This window comes from Kitasatospora sp. NPDC057904, assembly GCF_042887925.1.
Classification (GTDB): domain Bacteria; phylum Actinomycetota; class Actinomycetes; order Streptomycetales; family Streptomycetaceae; genus Kitasatospora.
Genome location: NZ_JBHVOL010000010.1, coordinates 149375 through 170921, shown reverse-complemented (window position 1 = coordinate 170921; position 21547 = coordinate 149375). Strand labels below are relative to the sequence as shown.

The window sequence follows — 21547 nt, the reverse complement described above, 5'->3', positions numbered from 1 at the left end:
AGACAGAAGAAGAAGGACTGAGCACCATGACCGACGCACTCAAGCGCCTCAGCGACGAAGGCGTGGCGATCTGGCTGGACGACCTCAGCCGCAAGCGGCTGAACTCCGGCAACCTGGCCGAGCTGGTGCAGAACAAGCACGTGGTGGGCGTCACCACCAACCCGACCATCTTCCAGAAGGCCATCGCCGGCAGCGGCGACAGCTCCTACGACGGCCAGCTGCGCGACCTCGCCGTCCGCAAGGTCACCACCGACGAGGCGATCCGCATGATCACCACCTCGGACGTGCGCGACGCCGCCGACGTGCTGCGCCCGGTCTACGACGCCTCCAACGGCCGCGACGGCCGCGTCTCCATCGAGGTCGACCCGCGCCTGGCGCACGAGACCGCCCCCACCGTCGCCGAGGCCAAGCAGCTGTGGTGGCTGGTCGACCGCCCGAACGTCTTCATCAAGATCCCCGCCACCAAGGCCGGCCTGCCCGCCATCGCCGAGGTCATCGGCAAGGGCATCAGCGTCAACGTCACGCTGATCTTCTCGCTGGACCGCTACAAGGCCGTCATGGACGCCTACCTGACCGGCCTGGAGTCCGCCAAGGCCAAGGGCCTGGACCTCTCCCAGATCGAGTCCGTCGCCTCCTTCTTCGTCTCCCGCGTGGACACCGAGATCGACAAGCGCCTGGACAAGATCGGCGGCGACGCCAAGAACCTGCGCTCCAAGGCCGCCCTGGCCAACGCCCGCCTCGCCTACCAGGCCTACGAGGACGTCTTCGGCAGCGTCGACGGCCAGACCGCCGGCAGCGCCCGCTGGAAGGCCCTGGAGGCCGCCGGCGCCAAGCCGCAGCGCCCGCTCTGGGCCTCCACCGGCGTCAAGGACCCGGCCCTGCCGGACACCCTGTACGTCACCGAGCTGGTCGCCCCCGGCACCGTGAACACGATGCCCGAGGCCACCCTGGACGCCACCGCCGACCACGGCGTGGTCACCGGCAACACCATCGTCCCCAACTACGCCGACGCCAAGGCCGTCCTGGACGCCATCGCGGCCGCCGGCGTGGACTACGACGACGTGGTCCAGGTGCTGGAGGACGAGGGCGTCGAGAAGTTCGAGCAGTCCTGGACCGAGCTGCTCGACACCGTCACCGCCTCGCTCGCGTCCTTCGCCGACGAGAAGTGACCCCTGCTCACCGCCAGCGCACGAAAGCGGAGCCCATCAAGTGAGCACTGATTTCCCCGAGTTGACACCGGTGTCGGACGCGGACGATCTCCCGGCCACTCCCGTCAACCCGCTTCGTGACCCCGCAGACCGACGGCTCCCGCGCATCGCGGGGCCGTCGGGCCTGGTCATCTTCGGGGTCACCGGCGACCTGTCCCGCAAGAAGCTGATGCCGGCGATCTACGACCTCGCCAACCGCGGACTGCTGCCGCCGGGCTTCTCGCTCGTCGGCTTCGCCCGCCGCGAGTGGGAGGACGAGGACTTCGCCAAGGAGGTCCACGACGCGGTCAAGGACCACGCCCGGACCCCGTTCCGGGAGGAGGTCTGGCAGCAGCTCGCCAAGGGCATGCGCTTCGTCCAGGGCACCTTCGACGACGACGACGCCTTCGACAAGCTCCGGGCGACCATCGAGGAGCTCGACAAGGCCCAGGGCACCGGCGGCAACTTCGCCTTCTACCTGTCCGTCCCGCCGAAGTTCTTCCCGACCGTCGTCCAGCAGCTCAAGAAGCACGGCCTGGCCGACCCTCCGCAGGGCTCCTGGCGCCGCGCCGTCATCGAGAAGCCCTTCGGCCACGACCTGGAGAGCGCGCAGGAGCTCAACAAGGTCGTCCACGAGGTCTTCCCGCGCGACGAGGTCTTCCGGATCGACCACTACCTGGGCAAGGAGACGGTCCAGAACATCCTGGCGCTGCGCTTCGCGAACCAGATGTTCGAGCCGATCTGGAACCGGTCCTACGTCGACCACGTGCAGATCACGATGGCCGAGGACATCGGCATCGGCGGCCGCGCCGGCTACTACGACGGCATCGGCTCCGCCCGCGACGTCATCCAGAACCACCTGCTCCAGCTGATGGCGCTCACCGCCATCGAGGAGCCCGCCTCCTTCCACCCCAAGGCGCTGGTCGCCGAGAAGCTGAAGGTGCTCAGCGCCGTCAAGCTCCCGGCCGACCTCGGCCGGCACACCGTGCGCGGCCAGTACGCGGCCGGCTGGCAGGGCGGCGAGGAGGTCGTCGGGTACCTCGACGAGGACGGCATCGACCCGGACTCCAAGACCGACACCTACGCGGCCATCAAGCTGGAGATCAACAACCGCCGCTGGGCGGGCGTCCCGTTCTACCTGCGCACCGGCAAGCGCCTCGGCCGCCGCGTCACCGAGATCGCGGTCGTCTTCCAGCGCGCCCCGTACCTGCCGTTCGACTCCTACGCGACCGAGGAGCTCGGGCAGAACGCCCTGGTCATCCGGGTCCAGCCGGACGAGGGCGTGACGGTGCGGTTCGGCTCCAAGGTCCCGGGCACCTCCTTCGAGGTCCGCGACGTCACGATGGACTTCGCCTACGGCGAGTCCTTCACCGAGTCCAGCCCCGAGGCCTACGAGCGGCTCATCCTCGACGTGCTGCTCGGCGACGCCAACCTGTTCCCGCGCCACCAGGAGGTCGAGCTCTCCTGGCAGATCCTCGACCCGATCGAGAGGTACTGGGACACCCACGGCAAGCCCGCCCAGTACGCGGCGGGGACCTGGGGCCCCGTCGAGGCGGACGAGATGCTCGCACGAGACGGCAGGAGCTGGCGCCGGCCATGAAGATCGACCTCACCAACACGACGTCGAGCAAGATCAACGCCGCCCTCATGGAGGCGCGCCGGGCCGGTGGCAGCACCGCCGCCGGCATGGTGCTCACCCTGGTGATCGTGACCGACGAGGGCAGCGCCTACGACGCCCTCAAGGCCGCCAACGACGCCTCCCGCGAGCACCCCTCGCGCACCCTCGCGGTGATCAAGCGCGCCGGGCGCTCGCCCCGGGCCCGCGCCGAGACCCGCCTGGACGCCGAGATCCTGGTCGGCTCGGACGCCGGCTCCGGCGAGACGGTCATCCTGCGCATGCACGGCGAACTCGCCGCGCACGCCCAGTCCGTCGTCCTGCCGCTGCTGCTGCCGGACGCCCCGGTCGTCGTCTGGTGGCCGGACAACGCGCCGCTCCACCCGGCGCAGGACCCGCTCGGCTCGATCGCCCAGCGCCGGATCACCGACGCGGTCACCGCCGAGTCCCCGGTCGGCCAGCTCGCCCAGCGGGCCCAGAGCTACACCCCGGGCGACACCGACCTGGCCTGGACCCGGATCACCGGCTGGCGCTCGATGCTCGCCGCGGCGCTCGACCAGCGCCCGTCGCAGATCGTCTCCGCCGTGGTGGAGGGCGAGTCGTACAACCCCAGCGTCGAGCTGCTCGGCCTGTGGCTGCACAACCGCCTGCACGTCCCGGTCGAGCGCGTCGTCACCGGCGGCCCCGGCATCACCGCGGTGCACCTGCGCACCAAGGACGGGGACATCACCCTGGACCGCCCGGACGGCCTGATGGGCACCCTGTCGATGCCCGGCTCGCCGGACCGCCAGGTGGCGCTCAAGCGGCGCGAGACCTCGGAGCTGATCGCCGAGGAGCTGCGCCGGCTCGACCCGGACGACATCTACTCGACGGCCGTGCGCACGCCCGTGGACCGCCTCCACGAGCCCGCCAACGCCGAGACGGTGGCCGCCGGGCGGCTCGCCCAGGCGGTCTCCGACGTGCCGGTGGCCAACCCCGACCGGGTGACGGCCGCCGCCGCGGAGAAGAAGCCCGCGGCGAAGAAGGCCGCCAGGAAGGCCGCGGAGAAGGCCGACGAGCCGGCCGGCGAGCAGGCCGCCGGGGACAGCGCATGACCAACGCCACCCCGCAGCTCGTCGTCCACCGCGACAAGGAGCTGATGGCCCAGGCGGCCGCGGCCCGGCTCATCACCCGGATCGTGGACGCCCAGGCCGCCCGCGGCACCGCCTCGGTGGTGCTCACCGGCGGCCGCAACGGCAACGCCCTGCTGGCCGCGATCGCCGCCTCCCCGGCGCGCGACGCGGTCGACTGGGCGCGGCTGGACCTCTGGTGGGGCGACGAGCGCTTCGTGCCCGCCGCGGACCCGGACCGCAACGCCGTCCAGGCCCGCGCCGAGCTGCTCGACGCCGTCCCGCTCGACCCGGCGCGGGTGCACGAGATGCCCGCCTCGGACGGCGTGGACGGCTCGGACGTCGAGGCCGCCGCCGCCCGCTACGCACAGGAGCTGGCGAAGGCGGCCGGACCGGGCGACCGGACCGGCGTGCCGGCCTTCGACGTGCTGCTGCTGGGCGTCGGCCCGGACACCCACGTCGCGTCGCTGTTCCCGGAGCACCCGGGCGTGCGGGAGACCGAGCTGACGGTGGTCGGCGTGCGCGGGGCCCCCAAGCCCCCGCCGACCCGGATCTCGCTCACCCTCCCGGCGATCCGGGCGGCCCGCGAGGTCTGGCTGCTGGCGGCCGGCGAGGACAAGGCGGGCGCGGTCGCGCTGGCCCTGTCCGGCCCGGGCGAGATCCAGGCGCCCGCCTCCGGCGCGTACGGCCGCGGCCGCACGCTGTGGCTGCTGGACCGGGCCGCCGCCGAGCGGATCCCGCCGCAGCTGTACCCGCCGGCCTCGGCCTAGGGACTCAACGCCGAAGGGCGCCACCGTCGTTGACGGTGGCGCCCTTCGGTCTTCCGGCTCAGATCTCGCCGCGCAGCTTGGCCAGCGCCTCGGCGAGGATCGCCTCGCCGTCGGCGTCGGTGCGCCGCTCGCGGACGTAGGCGAGGTGGGTCTTGTACGGCTCGTTGCGCGAGGGGGCGGGCGGGTTGTGCTCGTCCTGTCCGGCCGGGAAACCGCAGCGCGGGCAGTCCCAGGTGTCCGGGATGACGGCTTCGGCGGCGAAGCTGGGACGGGTCTCGTGCTTGTTGGCACACCAGAAGGAGATCCGGTTGCGCGGCGCGGACTCGCCGCGCTCCGCCTCGCCCATCGGGCCGGCTCCGACCCTGCTGCCACGGATGGCGTTGCCACTTGCCACGGTCTGACTCCCTGCGTGCTGGTACGCCGACCCGCCGCGGTGCGCGTCGGTGGCGAAAGTCGTCCTAGTGTAAGCAGGAGTTAAGGGTGCGCCACCATCGCCTCCGCCCCCGACCGTCCCAGGATAGGCGCTCGGGCGACGGGGCGTCAGGCTTGTGCGGGCTCCGTTACCAGCAGAGGTGTGCGGCCGGTCCTAGCCCTTGTACTTGAGCAGCAGGCTCAGCACCATGATGGAGGCGAACCAGCCCAGACCGACCACGATCGTGATGCGGTCGAGGTTGCGCTCGGCCACCGCGGAGCCGCCACCGGTGGACATCGCGCCACCACCGAACATGTCGGACAGACCGCCGCCCTTCCCCTTGTGCAGCAGCACGAGCAGGATCATCAGCAGGCTGAAGATGATCAGGGCAATAGAGAACCCGAGAACCACGACGGGACCAACTCTCTCGTATCTTCGGCGAAGGGGCCGGGCCGCGTCCGGCGGTCCGGCCCCAAAGCCTACGTTGCTGCGGCGGCGTTAGCCTACTGCCTGGTCACGGTAGCGCACGATCTTGGCGAACTCCGCGGCGTCCAGCGAAGCACCGCCGATCAGTCCGCCGTCGATGTCGGGCTTGGCCATCAGGCCGGCCGCGCTCGACGACTTGACCGAACCGCCGTACAGCACACGGACCTTGTCGGCCAGCGCGCCGTCGTACAGCTCGGCGATCCGCTTGCGGATGGCCGCGCAGACCTCCTGCGCGTCCTCCGGGGTCGCCACCTCGCCGGTGCCGATCGCCCAGACCGGCTCGTACGCGATCACGACGGTCTCGGCCTGCTCGGCCGGGACGTCCTTGAGGCCGCCGTCCAGCTGGGCCAGCGTGTGCTCGACGTGGGTGCCGGCCTTGCGGACCTCCAGCGGCTCGCCGATGCACAGGATCGGGGTGATCCCGGCCCGGTAGGCGGCCTTGACCTTGGCGTTGACGATCTCGTCGGTCTCGGCGTGGTACTGGCGGCGCTCCGAGTGGCCGATCACCGCGTAGGTGCAGCGGAGCTTGGCCAGCATCGGGCCGGAGACCTCGCCGGTGTAGGCGCCGGAGTCGTGCTCCGAGATGTCCTGCGAGCCGTACTTGATCTTCAGCTTGTCCGTCTCGACCAGCGTCTGCACCGAGCGCAGGTCGGTGAACGGGGTCAGGACGGCGACCTCGACGGCCGCGTAGTCCTTGTCGTTCAGGGTGAAGGCGAGCTTCTGGGTGTGCTGGATGGCCTCAAGGTGGTTGAGGTTCATCTTCCAGTTGCCCGCCATGAGCGGGAGACGTTCGGTCATTGCGTTCAGCCTTCCAGGGCGGTGAGACCCGGGAGCTGCTTGCCCTCCAGGTACTCCAGGCTCGCGCCACCGCCGGTCGAGATGTGTCCAAAGGCGTTCTCGTCGAAGCCCAGGATGCGGACGGCCGCGGCGGAGTCGCCGCCGCCGACCACGGTGAAGCCGGGGCTGTCGAGCAGCGCCTTCGCGACGGCCTTGGTGCCGTTGGCGTAGTCGGGGTGCTCGAAGACGCCCATCGGGCCGTTCCAGAACACCGTCCCGGCGTCGGCCAGCTTCTCCGCGTACAGCTCGCGGGTCTTCGGACCGATGTCCAGGCCCTCCTTGTCCGCCGGGATGGCGTCCGAGGAGACGAGGTCGAAGGTCGCCGGGGTCTTGCCCTTGAGGTCCGGGAAGTCGGCCGACACCAGGACGTCGACCGGCAGGACGAACTCGACGCCCCGCTTCTCGGCCTCGGCCAGGTAGTTCAGGCAGACCGGGATCTGGTCCTCCTGCAGCAGCGAGATGCCGACCTCGTGGCCCTGGGCCTTCAGGAAGGTGTACGCCATGCCGCCGCCGATCAGGATGCGGTCGGCCTTCTTCAGCAGGTTGTCGATCACGCCGAGCTTGTCGGACACCTTGGCGCCGCCGAGCACGACGACGTACGGGCGCGCGACCTCGTCGGTGAGCTTCTTCAGCACGCCGACCTCGGTGGCGATCAGGTCGCCGGCGGCGTGCGGCAGCAGGGCCGGGAGGTCGAACACCGAGGCGTGTTTGCGGTGCACCGCGCCGAAGCCGTCGCCGACGTACAGGTCGGCCAGGGCGGCCAGCTGCTCGGCGAAGGCCTTGCGCTCGGCGTCGTCCTTGCTGGTCTCGCCGGCGTTGAAGCGCAGGTTCTCCAGCAGCGCGACCTGGCCGTCGGCCAGGCCGGCGACGGCGGCCGCGGCGCTCTCGCCCACCGTGTCGGTGGCGAAGGAGACGTCCTTGCCGAGGATCTCGCCGAGGCGCGCGGCCACCGGCGCGAGGGAGAACTTCTCCTCCGGCGCACCCTTCGGGCGGCCCAGGTGGGAGGCGACGACGACCTTCGCGCCGCGCTCCAGGAGCTTGGCGATGGTCGGGGCGACCGCGCGGATGCGGCCGTCGTCGGTGATCGCGGCGCCGTCCAGCGGCACGTTCAGGTCGGCGCGGACGAAGACGCGCTTGCCGGCGACGTCGAGGTCTTCGATGGTCTTCACGGGTTCTTCGGTCTCCTGGGGAGATGGGGGGATGCGCAGGTGGGCGGCACGGCGCAGGGGCCGCCCGGAAGGTTCTTGTACGCAGAACGAGGGCCCGGTCGGCGTCGTGCGCCGTCCGGGCCCTCGCCCTCACATCACGTCAGCTCCCACTGCGTCAGAGCTGGCCACCGACGAGGGTGACCAGGTCCACGACGCGGTTCGAGTAGCCCCACTCGTTGTCGTACCAGCCGAGCACCTTGACCTGGTTGCCCTGGACCATGGTGAGCTGCGAGTCGAAGATGCAGGAGGCCGGGTCGTTGACGATGTCCGAGGAGACGATCGGGTCCTCGGTGTAGGCCAGGATGCCCTTGAGCGGGCCCTCCTGCGCGGCCTTCTGGAAGGCGGCGTTGACCTCGTCCTTGGTCACCTCGCGCTCCAGGGTGACGACCAGGTCCGTGATGGAGCCGGTCGGGACCGGGACGCGCAGCGAGGTGCCGTCCAGCTTGCCCTTGAGCTCCGGCAGGACCAGGGCGGTCGCCTTGGCCGCACCGGTCGAGGTCGGGATGATGTTCTGCGAGGCCGCACGAGCACGGCGCAGGTCCTTGTGCGGGAAGTCCAGGGTCACCTGGTCGTTGGTGAACGCGTGGACGGTGGTCATCAGACCCTTGACGATGCCGAAGCTCTCGTTCAGCACCTTGGCCATCGGCGCCACGCAGTTGGTGGTGCACGAGGCGTTGGAGATGACGTGGTGGTTGGCGGCGTCGTACTTCTCGTCGTTGACACCCAGGACGATGGTGACGTCCTCGTCGGTGGCGGGCGCCGAGATGATGACCTTCTTCGCGCCGGCGGTGAGGTGCTTCTTCGCGGCCTCGGCCTTGGTGAAGATGCCGGTGGACTCGACGACGATGTCGGCGCCCAGGGCGGCCCACGGCAGGTTCGCCGGGTCGCGCTCGGCCGTCACCTTGAAGGTGTGGCCGTCGACGGTGATGCTGTCCTCGGTGTGCGAGACCTCGCCCGGGAAGGTGCCCAGGGTGGTGTCGTACTTGAGCAGGTGAGCCAGGGTCTTCGTGTCAGTCAGGTCGTTGACACCGACGATCTCGATGTCCGCGCCCTGGGCCTTGACCGCGCGGAAGAAGTTGCGGCCGATGCGGCCGAATCCGTTGATGCCTACCCGGATCGTCACGAACCGATCTCCTCGTTAGGTACGCCGGAGCTAAGCCGACGGGGGTGAGATTTGGGAAGTCCCCGACCGCCTATGACCCTACCCCTCCGGGGCCTGGGAGGGCACATCGCACCAATTCGCGAGACGTGGCGTGGCGTGGCCCAAACCCCATTTCAGGCCTTCCGTCCTTGGTTCCCCGGGCAGTTGGACCCGGGCCAGTGGTCTCTACCAATTTGCCAAACCGGACTCCGGCCGCACGGACCCGCGCGGGCCGTCCGGACACGACGGCGGCCGGTGCCCGGAATCCGGACACCGGCCGCGAATCGGTCACGACCGTGATCGTCGGCTCGTCAGTTGAGCGCCATCTCGTCGGTGAGGTTCGCCTCGGTGCTCGGCAGGCCGAGCTCGGAGGCGCGCTTGTCGGCCATCGCCAGCAGGCGGCGGATCCGGCCGGCCACCGCGTCCTTGGTCAGCGGCGGGTCGGCGAGCGCGCCGAGCTCCTCCAGCGAGGCCTGCTTGTGCTGCATCCGCAGCTGGCCGGCCGCGGCCAGGTGCTCGGGCACCTCGTCGCCGAGGATCTCCAGCGCGCGGGCCACCCGGGCGCCGGCCGCGACCGCGGCGCGGGCCGAGCGGCGCAGGTTGGCGTCGTCGAAGTTGGCGAGGCGGTTGGCGGTGGCCCGGACCTCGCGCCGCATCCGGCGCTCCTCCCAGGCGAGCACCGACTCGTGCGCGCCCAGGCGCGTCAGCAGCGCGCCGATCGCGTCACCGTCCCGGATGACGACCCGGTCCACCCCGCGGACCTCGCGGGCCTTGGCGGGGATGCCGAGCCGGCGGGCGGCGCCGACGAGGGCGAGGGCCGCCTCGGAGCCGGGGCAGGTGATCTCCAGCGAGGACGAGCGGCCGGGCTCGGTGAGGGACCCGTGCGCGAGGAAGGCCCCGCGCCAGGCCGCCTCGGCGTCGCAGGTCGCCCCGGAGACGACCGCCGGGGGCAGGCCCCGGATCGGGCGCCCGCGGCCGTCCACGAGGCCGGTCTGGCGCGCGAGCAGCTCGCCGTCCTTGACCACGCGCACGACGAACCGGCTGCCGCGGCGCAGCCCGCCGGGGGCCATCACGACGAGGTCGGAGGAGTGCCCGAAGATCTCCAGCAGGTCCTTGCGCAGGCGCCGCGCGGCCGCCCCCGTGTCGAGCTCGGCCTCGATCACGATCCGGCCGCTCACGATGTGCAGCCCGCCTGCGAACCGCAGGATCGCCGACACCTCCGCCTTGCGGCAGCAGGCCCGGGTGACCGGGAGCCGGCTGATCTCGTCCTTCACCGCTGGAGTCATCGCCATGGCCCGATCCTTCCATGTGTCCGGAAAATCCGGTCGTACGCTGCCGCCAACAGCTCCGGGTCGTGTCGCGGGGTTCCGTCGGTGCGGGCCACCCGGCCGAGCACCAGGGCCGCGCCCATCCGCTCGGCGGCCTTCTCCAGGCCGTCCAGGTCGGCCTGGCCGAAGGCGCCGCCGGTGACGGCCCGCTCGTCCACCAGGATCGCATCCACGGCGAGCCCCGGGGCGTGGTCGGCGATGACATCCAGGTGGCGCTGCGGCGTGAAGCCCTCGGTCTCGCCGGGCTGGGGCGCCAGGTTGAGCGTGAGCAGGCGGCGGGCGCGGGTCTCGACCAGGGCCTTGGCGAGGTCCGGCACCAGCAGGTGCGGCAGCACGCTGGTGAACCAGGAGCCCGGGCCGAGCACCACCCAGTCCGCCTCGCGCACGGCCGCGACGGCCTCCGGGACGGCCGGCGGCTCCTCCGGCACCAGCCGGATCGACTGCACGGTGCCCGGCGTGACCGCGACGCTGGCCTGGCCGCGGACGGCCGTGACCGCGCCCGGGTGGGCCGGGTCGTGGCCGCGGACGGTGGCCTCGATGTCCAGCGGCACCGCCGACATCGGCAGCACCCGGCCCTGGACGTTCAGCAGCCGGCCGACCCAGTCCAGCGCGGCGACCGGGTCGCCGAGCTTCTCCCACAGCGCGACGATCAGCAGGTTGCCCACGGCGTGGCCGCCGAGGTCGCCGCTGCCGGTGAAGCGCTGCTGGATCACCTCGGACCAGGTGCGGCCCCAGTCGTCGTCCCCGCACAGGGCCGCCAGGGCCTTGCGCAGGTCGCCCGGGGGCAGCACGCCCAGCTCGGTGCGCAGCCGCCCGCTGGAGCCGCCGTCGTCGGCGACGGTGACCACGGCGGTCAGGTCGCTGGTGAGCCGGCGCAGGGCCGACAGCGACGCGGACAGGCCCTGGCCGCCGCCGAGGGCGGTGATCCGGGGGGCCGGGTTGGCCCGGGCGGGGCTGCTGCGCGGCTTGCTGGGAGCCGGGGTCCTCGCAGGGACCCCGGTCCGGTCGCCGTTCTTGTGGTGCGGCTGCCGTCCGGGCACGTATCCCGTCACACCCACCTCGCGTTCCTCTTCGCCCGCGGCCGCCCGGCCGGCGGCCCGGCGAGGAGGCGGCGGTTACTCCCGTCCCATGTCTCGGTGGACCAGCACCGTTTCGACGCCGTCGGCGATGAGGCGCTTGGTCAGGCGCTCGGACATCGCGACGCTGCGGTGCTTGCCACCGGTGCAGCCTACGGCAAGCGTCATGTACCGCTTGCCCTCCCTGCGGTACCCCTCCGTGACGATGCGGAGCAGCTCCGCGTAGCCGTTGAGGAACTCGTTGGCGCCGGGCTGCTGGAACACGTAGTCGGCGACGTCGGAGTCGGTGCCGGTGCGGGCCCGCAGCTCGGGGACCCAGTGCGGGTTGGGCAGGAAGCGGCAGTCCACCACGAGGTCGGCGTCGACCGGCAGGCCGTACTTGAAGCCGAAGGACATCACGGTGGCGCGCAGCTCGGGCTCGTCGTGGTCGGCGAACTGGGCGTCGAGCTTGGCGCGCAGCTGGTGCACGTTGAGGTTGGAGGTGTCGATCACCAGGTCGGCCTCGCCGCGCAGCTCGCGCAGCAGGTCGCGCTCCAGGGCGATGCCGTCGACGATCCGGCCGTCGGCCTGGAGCGGGTGCGGGCGGCGCACGCTCTCGAAGCGGCGGACCAGGGCCTCGTCGGAGGAGTCCAGGAAGAGGACCTGGAGCCGGACTCCGCGCTTCTCCAGCTCGTCGAGCGAGGTGAGCAGGTCGTCGAAGAACTGCCGGCCGCGGACGTCCACGACGGCGCCGATCCTGGCGACGTTGCCCTGGGAGCGGGCCCCGAGGTCGACCATGGTCGGGATGAGGGCCGGCGGCAGGTTGTCCACCACGAACCAGCCGAGGTCCTCCAGGCACTTGGCCGCGGTGGAGCGGCCGGCTCCGGACATGCCGGAGATGATCACCAGCTCCGGGACGTTCTCGGCCACGTCTGACACGGTCACTTCGGTTCCCCGCTCTCGGTCTTTCTGCTGGGGAGCACGCGCATGGCGCGGCCGTGCGGCGCCGGTCCGCCGGGGCGGTCGGCGGCCGGGCGCGCCGGCTGACGGGCGGCGTCGGCCGTCATGGCGTCTCCTGGGATGGTGCGGTCGTGGGTGCTGCGGCCACCGGCGCGGTGGCCTGGTCGGCCCCGTCCTCGATGATCTCGCCGGTCGCGGTGTTGACCGCGGGTGCGGCGGGTGTACGGGAGGACAACGCCGCCGCAACAGTCTCCGCCGTGCGGCGTCCGATGCCGGGTACGGCGCAGAGTTCGTCGACGGTGGCGGCCCGGAGCCTCTTCAGCGAGCCGAAGTGCTTGAGCAGCGCCTGGCGGCGAGTCTCGCCGAGGCCCGGGACGGAGTCCAGTTCCCCGGCGGTGAGTCGCTTGGAACGCTTGCTGCGCTGGTAGCCGATCGCGAAGCGGTGGGCCTCGTCGCGGACGCGCTGGAGCAGGTAGAGGCCCTCGCTGCTGCGCGGCAGGACGACGGGGTCGTCCTCGCCCGGCAGCCAGACCTCCTCCAGGCGCTTGGCGAGGCCGCACAGGGCGACGTCGTCGATGCCGAGCTCGTCCAGGGCCCGCCTGGCGGCGGCGACCTGCGGCTGGCCGCCGTCGACGACGAGCAGCTGCGGCGGGTAGGCGAAGCGCTTGGGACGGCCGTCCTCGGTGCGCGGACCGTCCTCGGGCTGGTCGTCCTCGGACTCGACGACGGCCCACTCGCCGGTCTGCTCGCGCTCCTGGAGGTAGCGGCGGAAGCGCCGGCTGATCACCTCGTGCATCGAGCGGACGTCGTCCTGGCCCGCGAAGCCCTTGATCTGGAAGCGCCGGTACTCGCTCTTGCGGGCCAGGCCGTCCTCGAAGACGACCATCGACGCGACCACGTCCTCGCCCTGGAGGTGGGAGATGTCGAAGCACTCGATGCGCAGCGGGACGGAGTCCAGCTCCAGCGCGTCGGCGATCTCCTGGAGGGCGCGGCTGCGGGTGGTGAGGTCGGAGGCGCGCTTGGTCTTGTGCAGCGCCAGTGCCTGCTGGGCGTTGCGCTGCACGGTGGCCATCAGGTCCTTCTTGTCGCCGCGCTGCGGGACGCGCAGGTCGACCTGGCTGCCGCGCAGGCCGCTCAGCCACTCCCGGACCGGCCCGTCCGGCTCCGGCAGGGCCGGGACGAGCACCTCGCGCGGGACGCTCTCGCTGCGTTCGTCGGCAGTGGCGCCGCCGTAGAGCTGCTGGAGGGCGTGCTCGACCAGGCCCGCGGTGTCGACGTCCTCGACCTTGTCGGTGACCCAGCCGCGCTGGCCGCGGACCCGGCCGCCGCGCACGTGGAAGATCTGGACGGCGGCCTCCAGTTCGTCCTCGGCGAGGGCCAGGAGGTCGGCGTCGGTGGCGTCGGCGAGCACGATGGCGTTCTTCTCCATCGCACGCTTGAGGGCGCCGATGTCGTCCCGCAGGCGGGCCGCCTTCTCGTACTCCATCTCCGCGGCGGCCTCCTGCATCCCGTCCTCCAGGCGGCGCAGGTAGTTGCCGGTGCGCCCGGCCATGAAGTCGCAGAAGTCCTCGGCCAGCGCGCGGTGTTCGTCCGCGGTGACCTTGCCGACGCAGGGCGCGGCGCACTTGCCGATGTAGCCCAGCAGGCAGGGCCGGCCGACCTGCCGCGCGCGCTTGAACACGCCGTTGGAGCAGGTGCGGACGGGGAAGACGCGCAGCAGCAGGTCGACCGTCTCGCGGATCGCCCACGCGTGCCCGTACGGTCCGAAGTAGCGCACGCCCTTCTTGTGCGCGCCGCGCATCACCTGGACGCGCGGGTACTCCTCGTTGAGGGTGACCGCGAGCTCGGGGTAGCTCTTGTCGTCGCGGTACTTCACGTTGAACCGCGGGTCGAACTCCTTGATCCAGGAGTACTCCAGCTGCAGCGCCTCGACCTCGGTGGCCACCACCGTCCACTCGACCGACGCCGCGGTGGTGACCATGGTCGCAGTGCGCGGGTGCAGCCCGGCGAGGTCCTGGAAGTAGGACGACAGGCGCGGGCGCAGGCTCTTGGCCTTGCCGACGTAGATGACCCGGCCGTGGGCGTCGCGGAACCTGTAGACGCCCGGTGAGGTCGGAATCGCGCCCGGGGCCGGGCGGTAGGTGCTCGGGTCAGCCATGGGTCCACCGTACCGAGTGGGGCCGGGGGTGCGGAGGGCCGATCCGATCGGCGGACGCCGGCGCGGCGGGGGTCTGTTCGGCGGGGCTCAACTGCGTCAGCTCGGGGTCACCTTGAGGTTGCCGCCCTCGACCGTGACGGTGTAGGCGGGCAGCGGGGAGGGGGCCGGGCCGTCCGCCACGGCACCGTCGGCGATGGCGAACTTGCTGCCGTGGCAGGGGCACTGGATCTGCTGGTTCTTCACCTGGTCGACGATGCAGCCCGCGTGCGTGCACTTGGCACTGAACGCCTTGTACTGCCCGGCGGTGGGCTGGGTGACGACGATCTTCTGCTCGCGGAAGACCTTGCCGCCGCCCTCCGGCACCGCCGAGGCCGGGCCGAGGTCCACCGGGCCCTTGGGGGCGGCGCCGGAGCCGGACGAACCGGCCGACGAGCCGCAGCCGGTGAGCGCCACGGTGCCGCCGGCCGCCGCCAGGACGGCCGCGGCGCCGCAGAGCAGGGTGCGGCGGGAGGTGGCGGGGTTGCTCTCGGGGGCCTCGGACATCGGTGCGCTCCTGCGGGTGGGCTGCGGCGTGGGACCACGGAAGTCTATGCGGCGGGCACGGCCGCTCCCGGGGCGGGAGCGGCCGTGCCCGCGTGCACTACTTCTTCGCCACGGCGGCCCGCTTGCGCGGCGCCTTCTTCGCCGGAACGGCGACCGGGGCGTCGGCGAAGTCGCCCGGGAGGATGTCCCGGAGGAACTTGCCGGTGTGGCTCTCCGACACCGCGGCGATCTGCTCCGGGGTGCCCTCGGCGACCACCGTGCCGCCGCCGGAGCCGCCCTCGGGGCCCATGTCGACGATCCAGTCGGCGGTCTTGATCACATCGAGGTTGTGCTCGATGACGATCACCGTGTTGCCCTTCTCGACCAGCCCGGTGAGCACCTTGATCAGCTTGCTGATGTCCTCGAAGTGCAGGCCGGTGGTGGGCTCGTCGAGCACGTAGACCGTCCGCCCGGTGGAGCGCTTCTGCAGCTCCGAGGCGAGCTTGACGCGCTGCGCCTCGCCGCCGGACAGCGTCGGCGCGGACTGGCCGAGCCGGACGTAGCCGAGGCCGACGTCGTTGAGCGTCCGGAGGTGGCGGGCGATCGCCGGGACGGCCTCGAAGAAGGCCAGCGCCTCCTCGATCGGCATGTCCAGCACCTCGGCGATGGACTTGCCCTTGTAGTGCACCTCCAGCGTCTCCCGGTTGTACCGGGCGCCGTGGCAGACCTCGCACGGCACGTAGACGTCCGGCAGGAAGTTCATCTCGATCTTGATGGTGCCGTCGCCGGAGCAGTTCTCGCAGCGCCCGCCCTTGACGTTGAAGGAGAACCGGCCGGGCAGGTAGCCGCGGACCTTGGCCTCCTGCGTCTCCGCGAAGAGCCGGCGGACGTGGTCGAACACCCCGGTGTAGGTGGCCGGGTTGGAGCGCGGGGTGCGCCCGATCGGCGACTGGTCGACGTGCACCACCTTGTCCACCAGGTCGGTGCCGGTGATCCGGGTGTGCCGGCCCGGCACGCTGCGGGCGCCGTTCAGCTCCCGGGCGAGGTGGGTGTAGAGGATGTCGTTGACCAGCGTCGACTTGCCGGAGCCGGACACGCCGGTGATCGCGGTGAAGGTGCCGAGCGGGAAGCCGACCGTGACGTCCTTGAGGTTGTGCTCGCGGGCGCCGTGGACGGTCAGCTGGCGCTTCTTGTCCCGCTCGCGGCGGGCCCCCGGGATCGGGATGGACCGCTTGCCCGACAGGTACTGGCCGGTCAGCGACTCCTTGTTGGCCAGCAACTGCTTCAGCGAACCGGAGTGCACCACCTTGCCGCCGTGCTCGCCGGCGCCCGGGCCGATGTCGACCACCCAGTCCGCCGTCTTGATGGTGTCCTCGTCGTGCTCGACGACGATCAGGGTGTTGCCGATGTCGCGCAGCCGCACCAGCGTCTCGATCAGCCGGTGGTTGTCCCGCTGGTGCAGGCCGATGGACGGCTCGTCCAGCACGTACAGCACGCCGACCAGGCCGGAGCCGATCTGGGTGGCCAGCCGGATGCGCTGGGCCTCGCCGCCGGACAGGGTGCCGGCCGCGCGGTCGAGCGAGAGGTAGTCCAGGCCGACGTCGACCAGGAAGCGCAGCCGCTCGTTGACCTCCTTGAGGACCCGCTCGGCGATCTGCTTGTCCCGGGCGTTGAGCTTCATCGCGCCCAGGAACTCGGCGCAGTCGCTGATCGACATCGAGGAGACGTCGGCGATCGACCTGTCCTGGACGGTGACCGCGAGCACGACCGGCTTGAGCCGGGTGCCCTGGCAGGTCGGGCAGGGCACCTCGCGCATGTAGCCCTCGAAGCGCTCGCGGCTGCTGTCGCTCTCCGCCTCGGTGTGCCGGCGCTGGATGAACGGGACCGCGCCCTCGAAGCCGGTGCTGTACGAGCGCTCGCGGCCGAAGCGGTTGCGGTAGCGGACCTCCACCTGGTGCTTGTGCCCGTACAGCAGCGCCTTCTTGGCGCGGGCCGGCAGCCCGGCCCACGGGATGTCGGTGCGGAAGCCCAGCTCCTGGGCGAGCGCGTCGATCAGGCGCTGGAAGTACTCCTTGGCGTGGCCGGCCGACCACGGGTGGATGGCGCCCTCGTCGAGCGAGCGCTCGACGTCCGGGACGACCAGGTCCGGGTCGACCTCCATCCGGTTGCCCAGGCCCGAGCAGTCCGGGCAGGCGCCGAACGGCGAGTTGAAGGAGAACGAGCGCGGCTCCAGCTCCTCGAACGACACGTCGTCGTACGGGCAGTAGAGGTGCTCGGAGTACATGCGCTCGCGCTCCGGGTCGTCCTCCGGGAGGTCGACGAAGTCGAGCACGACCATGCCGCCGGCCAGCCGCAGGGCCGTCTCCACCGAGTCGGTGAGCCGCCGCTTGGCGCTCTCCTTGACGGTCAGGCGGTCGATGACCACCTCGACGGTGTGCTTCTCCTGCTTCTTGAGCTTCGGCGGCTCGGCGAGCTGGACCGTCTCGCCGTCCACCCGGGCGCGCGAGTAGCCCTTGGACTGGAGGTCGGCGAAGAGGTCGACGAACTCGCCCTTGCGCTCGCGCACCACCGGGCTGAGCACCTGGAACCGGGTGCCCTCGGCGAGCTCCAGCACCTTGTCGACGACCGCCTGCGGGGACTGCTTGGCGATCGGGCGGCCGCAGTGCGGGCAGTGCGGCTTGCCGATCCGGGCGAACAGCAGGCGCAGGTAGTCGTAGACCTCGGTGATGGTGCCGACGGTCGAACGGGGGTTGCGGTTGGTGGACTTCTGGTCGATCGAGACGGCCGGGGAGAGGCCCTCGATGAAGTCCACGTCGGGCTTGTCCATCTGCCCGAGGAACTGGCGGGCGTACGAGGACAGCGACTCGACGTAGCGGCGCTGGCCCTCGGCGAAGATCGTGTCGAAGGCGAGCGAGGACTTGCCGGAGCCGGAGAGGCCCGTGAAGACGATGAGGGAGTCGCGGGGCAGGTCGAGCGAGACGTTCTTGAGGTTGTGCTCGCGAGCACCGCGGACGATGAGGCGGTCGGCCACTGCTTCTGGCGCCTTTCTCCGGGGCGAGAGGGCTTGCGGTGAGATTGGGTGCTTCTTCCAGGATGCGGCAGCCAGCCTATAGCTCAGACGTTCGAATCTCGACTTTGTCCACCCGAGACCACCCGAACGAGTGAGGACCGCCCCGGGGCCGTCCGTACCCGGACCTGAAAAGCCCCTGCTCGGGCTCCGGTGTCGGCGGTAGCGTCGACTGGTCAACGAGCGGAGCCCCCACGGGGCAACGCACCGCTTCGCACCGAAGGCAGATCCGATGACCGACCCGCAGTCCGCCGCCGCCGTCGCCGCCGAGCGGCTGAGCCTGGTCCGGGAGAGCACCCGGAGCATGCTGGAGACCGTCGCCGGGCTGGAGCCCGCGGCCGTCGCCGAGCCCTCCGCGCTCCCCGGCTGGAGCCGCGGCCACGTGCTGGCCCACCTCGCCCGCAACGCCGACTCCCTGGTCAACCTGCTGACCGGCGCCCGCACCGGCACCGACATCCCGCAGTACGCCAGCGAGGAGGCCCGCGACCAGGAGATCCAGGACGGTGCCGGGCGCCCGCTGGAGACCCAGCTCGCCGACCTGCGCGAGTCGCACGAGCGCTTCGCCGCGGCCGCCGCGCTGATGGCCGACGAGGACTGGGCCACCGACGTCCACCACCGCTCCGGCGCCGTCTTCCCGGCCGCCGACCTGGTCTGGAAGCGCCTCGGCGAGCTGGAGTACCACCTGGTCGACCTGGACGCCGGCTACGGCCCGGCCCGGTGGCCGGAGGTGTTCGCGGTCGTCGAGTTCCACAAGCTCGCCGTCAAGCTCCACGGCACCGCGCTGCCGGGAGTCGAGCTGGTCGCCGAGGACACCGGGGACCACGGCCTGATCGGCACCGGCGAACCCGCCGTGACCGTCCGGGGATCGGTCCGGGCCCTGCTCGCCTGGCTCTCGGGCCGCTCCGACGGCGCCGACCTGAAGCGCACCCCCGACACCGCGCTCCCCCAGCTTCCCCCGCTGGGCTGAGGGGGCGAGGATGATCCCAGGACCGACACGACGAGGAGCGGACGGATGACGTACCACGGAGCGGTCAAGGTCGGCGGGCCCCCGGACGTGCGCGAGCTGGCCCACCTGATCATCACGAAGGTGGCCGTCGGCCCGTACGACAACAACGCCTACCTGCTGCGCTGCCCGGCCACCGACGAGCAGCTGCTGATCGACGCCGCCGCCGACGCCCCGGCGCTGCTGGAGACCGTCGGCGACGACCTGGCGACGGTCGTCACCACCCACCGGCACCACGACCACTGGGGAGCACTCGCCGAGGTGGTGGCCACCACCGGCGCCCGCACCGCCGCCGGGGAGCACGACGCCGAGGGCATCGACGTCCCCACCGAGCTACGGCTCGCCGACGGCGACAAGCTGCTCGTCGGCCGGGCCGAGCTGACCGTCCGGCACCTGGTCGGGCACACCCCCGGCGCCATCGTGCTGATCTACGACGACCCGCAGGGCCACCCGCACGTGTTCACCGGAGACTGCCTCTTCCCGGGCGGCGTCGGCAACACCTGGGGGGACCCGGAGGCCTTCCGGACCCTCTTCCGGGACGTCAACGAGAAGATCTTCGACGTCCTCCCGGACGAGGCCTGGGTCTACCCCGGCCACGGAAACGACACCACCGTCGGCGCCGAGCGCCCGCACCTCGCCGAATGGCGCGAGCGCGGCTGGTAGGCCCCGCCGGAGGCCCTGAACGGCCAGGAGCCCCCGGGACGGCGTCCCGGGAGCTCCTGGCGTGCGTGCGGAGGGTCAGGCGTCGAGCTTCTCGCGCTCGGCCGCCCGCTCCTGCTTCTTCGAGGCCGTCAGGCTGGTCACCGTGGTGACGGCCAGCACCACCACGATGAAGCCCAGCGAGAACGGGATGCCGATCTCCGGCACGTGCACGCCGGCCTCGTGCAGCGCGTGCAGCACCAGCTTCACGCCGATGAAGCCGAGGATCACCGACAGGCCGTACGACAGGTGGACCAGCTTCTTCAGCAGGCCGCCGATCAGGAAGTACAGCTGGCGCAGGCCCATCAGCGCGAAGGCGTTGGCGGTGAACACGATGTACGGGTCCTGGGTCAGGCCGAAGATGGCCGGAATCGAGTCCAGCGCGAACAGCACGTCCGTGGTGCCGATCGCCAGCATGACGATCAGCATCGGGGTCATCAGCCGGCGGCCGTTCTCCCGGATGAAGAGCTTGGTGCCGTGGTACTTGTCGGTCGACGGGAAGCGCCGCTCGATCGACTTGAGCAGGCGGTTCTCCTCGAACTCCTCCTCTTCCTCGTCGGCCCGCGCCTCCTTGATCAGCTTCCAGGCGGTCCAGATCAGGAAGCCGCCGAAGATGAAGAACACCCAGGAGAACTGCGTCACGAGGGCCGCGCCGCCGGCGATGAACACCGCCCGCAGCACCAGCGCGATGATCACGCCGAACATCAGCACGCGCTGCTGGTAGACCCTGGGCACCGCGAACTTGCCCATGATCAGGATGAACACGAAGAGGTTGTCGACGCTGAGGGACTTCTCGGTGATGTAGCCGGCGAAGAACTCACCGGCCGGCTGCGCGCCGGAGTGCCACCAGAGGAAGCCGCCGAAGAGCACCGCCAGCACGACCCAGACCACGGTCCAGATCCCGGCCTCCTTGACCGAGACCTCGTGCGGCTTTCGCCCTCCGATGAAGAAGTCCGCCACGATCAGTGCGATCAGCACACCGACCGTGGTGGCCCACATGGCTACGGAAACGTCCATTACTGCTCCTCCGGCAGCTAGGCGAGACGGTCATCGTCACTGCCGGAGGTCTCTTCCGCCCGCCGGGACGCGCCCGGGCCGGACCAGTGCCCCGGGGCGCCGCGACGGGCGCCCGTGATGACGGGGCTACTGCTACGAGGAATACTCCCCTCCGCTGCCATCGAGAGTAACAGGAGCGGCAAGGAAGGGTAAAGAAGGTAAAGAACCGGGCGAGGTCGGAAGGATCAGAGGAACGGCTCGATCGCCGGGAGCAGGTCCTGGAAGGTCCGCCCGCGGGCCGGGGCGCCGATCGCCTGCATGGCCCAGCCGCCGGAGCCGTCGCGGAAGACCTTCGCCATGATCTGGCCGGTGTGCGGCCCTCCCCCGGCGAGCTCGTAGCGGGCCAGCTCCACCCCGGTCGTCTCGTCCACCAGGCGGCAGTGCGCGTTCCGGACCTCGGCGAAGGTCTGGCCGGTGTAGGAGCTCACCGTGAAGACGACCTGGGTGATGTGCGCCGGCACGCGCAGCAGGTCGACCAGGATCGCCTCGTCGTCGTCCGTGCCCGAGCCGCCCTCCAGGTTGTCCCCGGTGTGCCGGATCGAGCCGTCGGTGGACTCCAGGTGCTGGAAGAACACGACGTCGGAGGGAGTCCGCTCGGCGTACAGCAGGGCCGAGGCGTCCAGGTCGATCTTCCGGGTGCGGGTGCCGAACAGGCCCCGCTTGGGCGCGGCCTGCCAGCCGAGGCCCATCCGGACCACGGTCAGCTCACCGCCCGAGCCCTTCTGGAGGCTGACCTTCTGGCCCTTGGCAAGACTCACCGACACGACGTTGTCCTCTCTGCCCGGCCGCGCGCCCGGTCCGCGCGCGGCTCCCTGCTGGAACACCCCGTCGCCGTCCCCCGGCTGAGGCCCCCTCGTCTTCCGGCCCGCCACTCCGTCCCGGGAGCGCGAATGCCGCAGGCCAGCCTAGGGCCTGCGGCACCCGCGAACCCCAA

At 71.4% G+C, this 21547-nt stretch carries 19 protein-coding genes; 6 read left to right on the top strand and 13 right to left on the bottom strand.

The features are described from left to right. Window positions 1-26 precede the first annotated feature (26 nt). The 4 genes from tal to pgl all read left to right on the top strand — a co-directional run bounded on the left by tal (window position 27) and on the right by pgl (window position 4681). Window positions 27-1169, top strand: a complete 1143-nt coding sequence (gene tal / locus ACFVSN_RS25260) for a transaldolase (RefSeq protein WP_380444452.1) — start codon at window positions 27-29, stop codon at window positions 1167-1169. 70 nt (window positions 1170-1239) lie between these two features. Next, on the top strand, window positions 1240-2787 hold the full coding sequence (zwf, locus tag ACFVSN_RS25255) for a glucose-6-phosphate dehydrogenase (protein ID WP_380444480.1): 1548 nt from the start codon (window positions 1240-1242) through the stop codon (window positions 2785-2787). Continuing rightward, window positions 2784-3896: a glucose-6-phosphate dehydrogenase assembly protein OpcA gene (opcA, locus tag ACFVSN_RS25250; RefSeq protein WP_380444450.1), complete on the top strand. Its 1113-nt coding sequence runs from the start codon at window positions 2784-2786 to the stop codon at window positions 3894-3896. Before zwf ends, opcA begins: the two co-directional genes overlap by 4 nt. Next, window positions 3893-4681 carry a 6-phosphogluconolactonase gene (pgl, locus tag ACFVSN_RS25245; RefSeq protein WP_380444449.1) on the top strand — a complete coding sequence of 263 codons (789 nt, stop codon included), beginning with the start codon at window positions 3893-3895 and terminating at the stop codon, window positions 4679-4681. The genes opcA and pgl overlap by 4 nt, the downstream gene beginning before the upstream one ends. Window positions 4682-4739: 58 nt before the next feature. On the opposite strand, the gene ACFVSN_RS25240 is transcribed toward pgl, so the two are convergent. The 11 genes from ACFVSN_RS25240 to uvrA form a co-directional block, all read right to left on the bottom strand. Continuing rightward, the gene (locus tag ACFVSN_RS25240; protein WP_030308030.1) at window positions 4740-5027 is read right to left on the bottom strand and encodes an RNA polymerase-binding protein RbpA; all 288 of its coding nucleotides are present in this window, start codon (window positions 5025-5027) and stop codon (window positions 4740-4742) included. Between the two features lie 240 nt (window positions 5028-5267). Next, window positions 5268-5504, bottom strand: coding sequence for a preprotein translocase subunit SecG (secG, locus tag ACFVSN_RS25235; RefSeq protein WP_380444447.1), 237 nt, complete (start codon window positions 5502-5504; stop codon window positions 5268-5270). Window positions 5505-5591: 87 nt separating this feature from the next. After that, window positions 5592-6377: a triose-phosphate isomerase gene (gene tpiA / locus ACFVSN_RS25230; RefSeq protein ID WP_359960816.1), complete on the bottom strand. Its 786-nt coding sequence runs from the start codon at window positions 6375-6377 to the stop codon at window positions 5592-5594. 5 nt (window positions 6378-6382) lie between these two features. Then, window positions 6383-7585, bottom strand: a complete 1203-nt coding sequence (locus ACFVSN_RS25225) for a phosphoglycerate kinase (RefSeq protein WP_380444445.1) — start codon at window positions 7583-7585, stop codon at window positions 6383-6385. Between the two features lie 154 nt (window positions 7586-7739). Beyond that, on the bottom strand, window positions 7740-8747 hold the full coding sequence (gene gap / locus ACFVSN_RS25220) for a type I glyceraldehyde-3-phosphate dehydrogenase (RefSeq protein ID WP_380444443.1): 1008 nt from the start codon (window positions 8745-8747) through the stop codon (window positions 7740-7742). A 329-nt stretch (window positions 8748-9076) separates the two neighbouring features. After that, window positions 9077-10057, bottom strand: a complete 981-nt coding sequence (whiA, locus tag ACFVSN_RS25215; protein ID WP_218199523.1) for a DNA-binding protein WhiA — start codon at window positions 10055-10057, stop codon at window positions 9077-9079. Continuing rightward, complete coding sequence (gene yvcK, locus ACFVSN_RS25210; RefSeq protein ID WP_387599377.1) at window positions 10048-11145, bottom strand: uridine diphosphate-N-acetylglucosamine-binding protein YvcK; 1098 nt, start codon at window positions 11143-11145, stop codon at window positions 10048-10050. Before yvcK ends, whiA begins: the two co-directional genes overlap by 10 nt. 63 nt (window positions 11146-11208) lie before the next feature. Further along, the gene (gene rapZ, locus ACFVSN_RS25205) at window positions 11209-12093 is read right to left on the bottom strand and encodes an RNase adapter RapZ (protein WP_380444441.1); all 885 of its coding nucleotides are present in this window, start codon (window positions 12091-12093) and stop codon (window positions 11209-11211) included. 118 nt (window positions 12094-12211) lie between these two features. After that, a complete protein-coding gene (uvrC, locus tag ACFVSN_RS25200) occupies window positions 12212-14266 on the bottom strand; it encodes an excinuclease ABC subunit UvrC (RefSeq protein ID WP_380498188.1) in 2055 nt (684 codons plus the stop codon). Between the two features lie 96 nt (window positions 14267-14362). Next, a complete protein-coding gene (locus ACFVSN_RS25195) occupies window positions 14363-14809 on the bottom strand; it encodes a Rieske (2Fe-2S) protein (RefSeq protein ID WP_380444438.1) in 447 nt (148 codons plus the stop codon). Between the two features lie 97 nt (window positions 14810-14906). After that, window positions 14907-17819, bottom strand: coding sequence for an excinuclease ABC subunit UvrA (gene uvrA / locus ACFVSN_RS25190; protein WP_380505493.1), 2913 nt, complete (start codon window positions 17817-17819; stop codon window positions 14907-14909). Window positions 17820-18087: 268 nt separating this feature from the next. Between uvrA and ACFVSN_RS25185 the strand changes: the two genes are divergently transcribed. Further along, window positions 18088-18822, top strand: a complete 735-nt coding sequence (locus tag ACFVSN_RS25185; protein WP_387956621.1) for a maleylpyruvate isomerase family mycothiol-dependent enzyme — start codon at window positions 18088-18090, stop codon at window positions 18820-18822. 45 nt (window positions 18823-18867) lie between these two features. Then, on the top strand, window positions 18868-19521 hold the full coding sequence (locus tag ACFVSN_RS25180; protein ID WP_380498191.1) for an MBL fold metallo-hydrolase: 654 nt from the start codon (window positions 18868-18870) through the stop codon (window positions 19519-19521). Window positions 19522-19596: 75 nt separating this feature from the next. On the opposite strand, the gene ACFVSN_RS25175 is transcribed toward ACFVSN_RS25180, so the two are convergent. Together ACFVSN_RS25175 and ACFVSN_RS25170 are read right to left on the bottom strand one after the other, a co-directional pair. Next, window positions 19597-20574, bottom strand: coding sequence for a TerC family protein (locus ACFVSN_RS25175; protein WP_387956620.1), 978 nt, complete (start codon window positions 20572-20574; stop codon window positions 19597-19599). A 224-nt stretch (window positions 20575-20798) separates the two neighbouring features. Beyond that, the gene (locus ACFVSN_RS25170; protein ID WP_380444424.1) at window positions 20799-21377 is read right to left on the bottom strand and encodes a TerD family protein; all 579 of its coding nucleotides are present in this window, start codon (window positions 21375-21377) and stop codon (window positions 20799-20801) included. Window positions 21378-21547 lie beyond the last annotated feature (170 nt).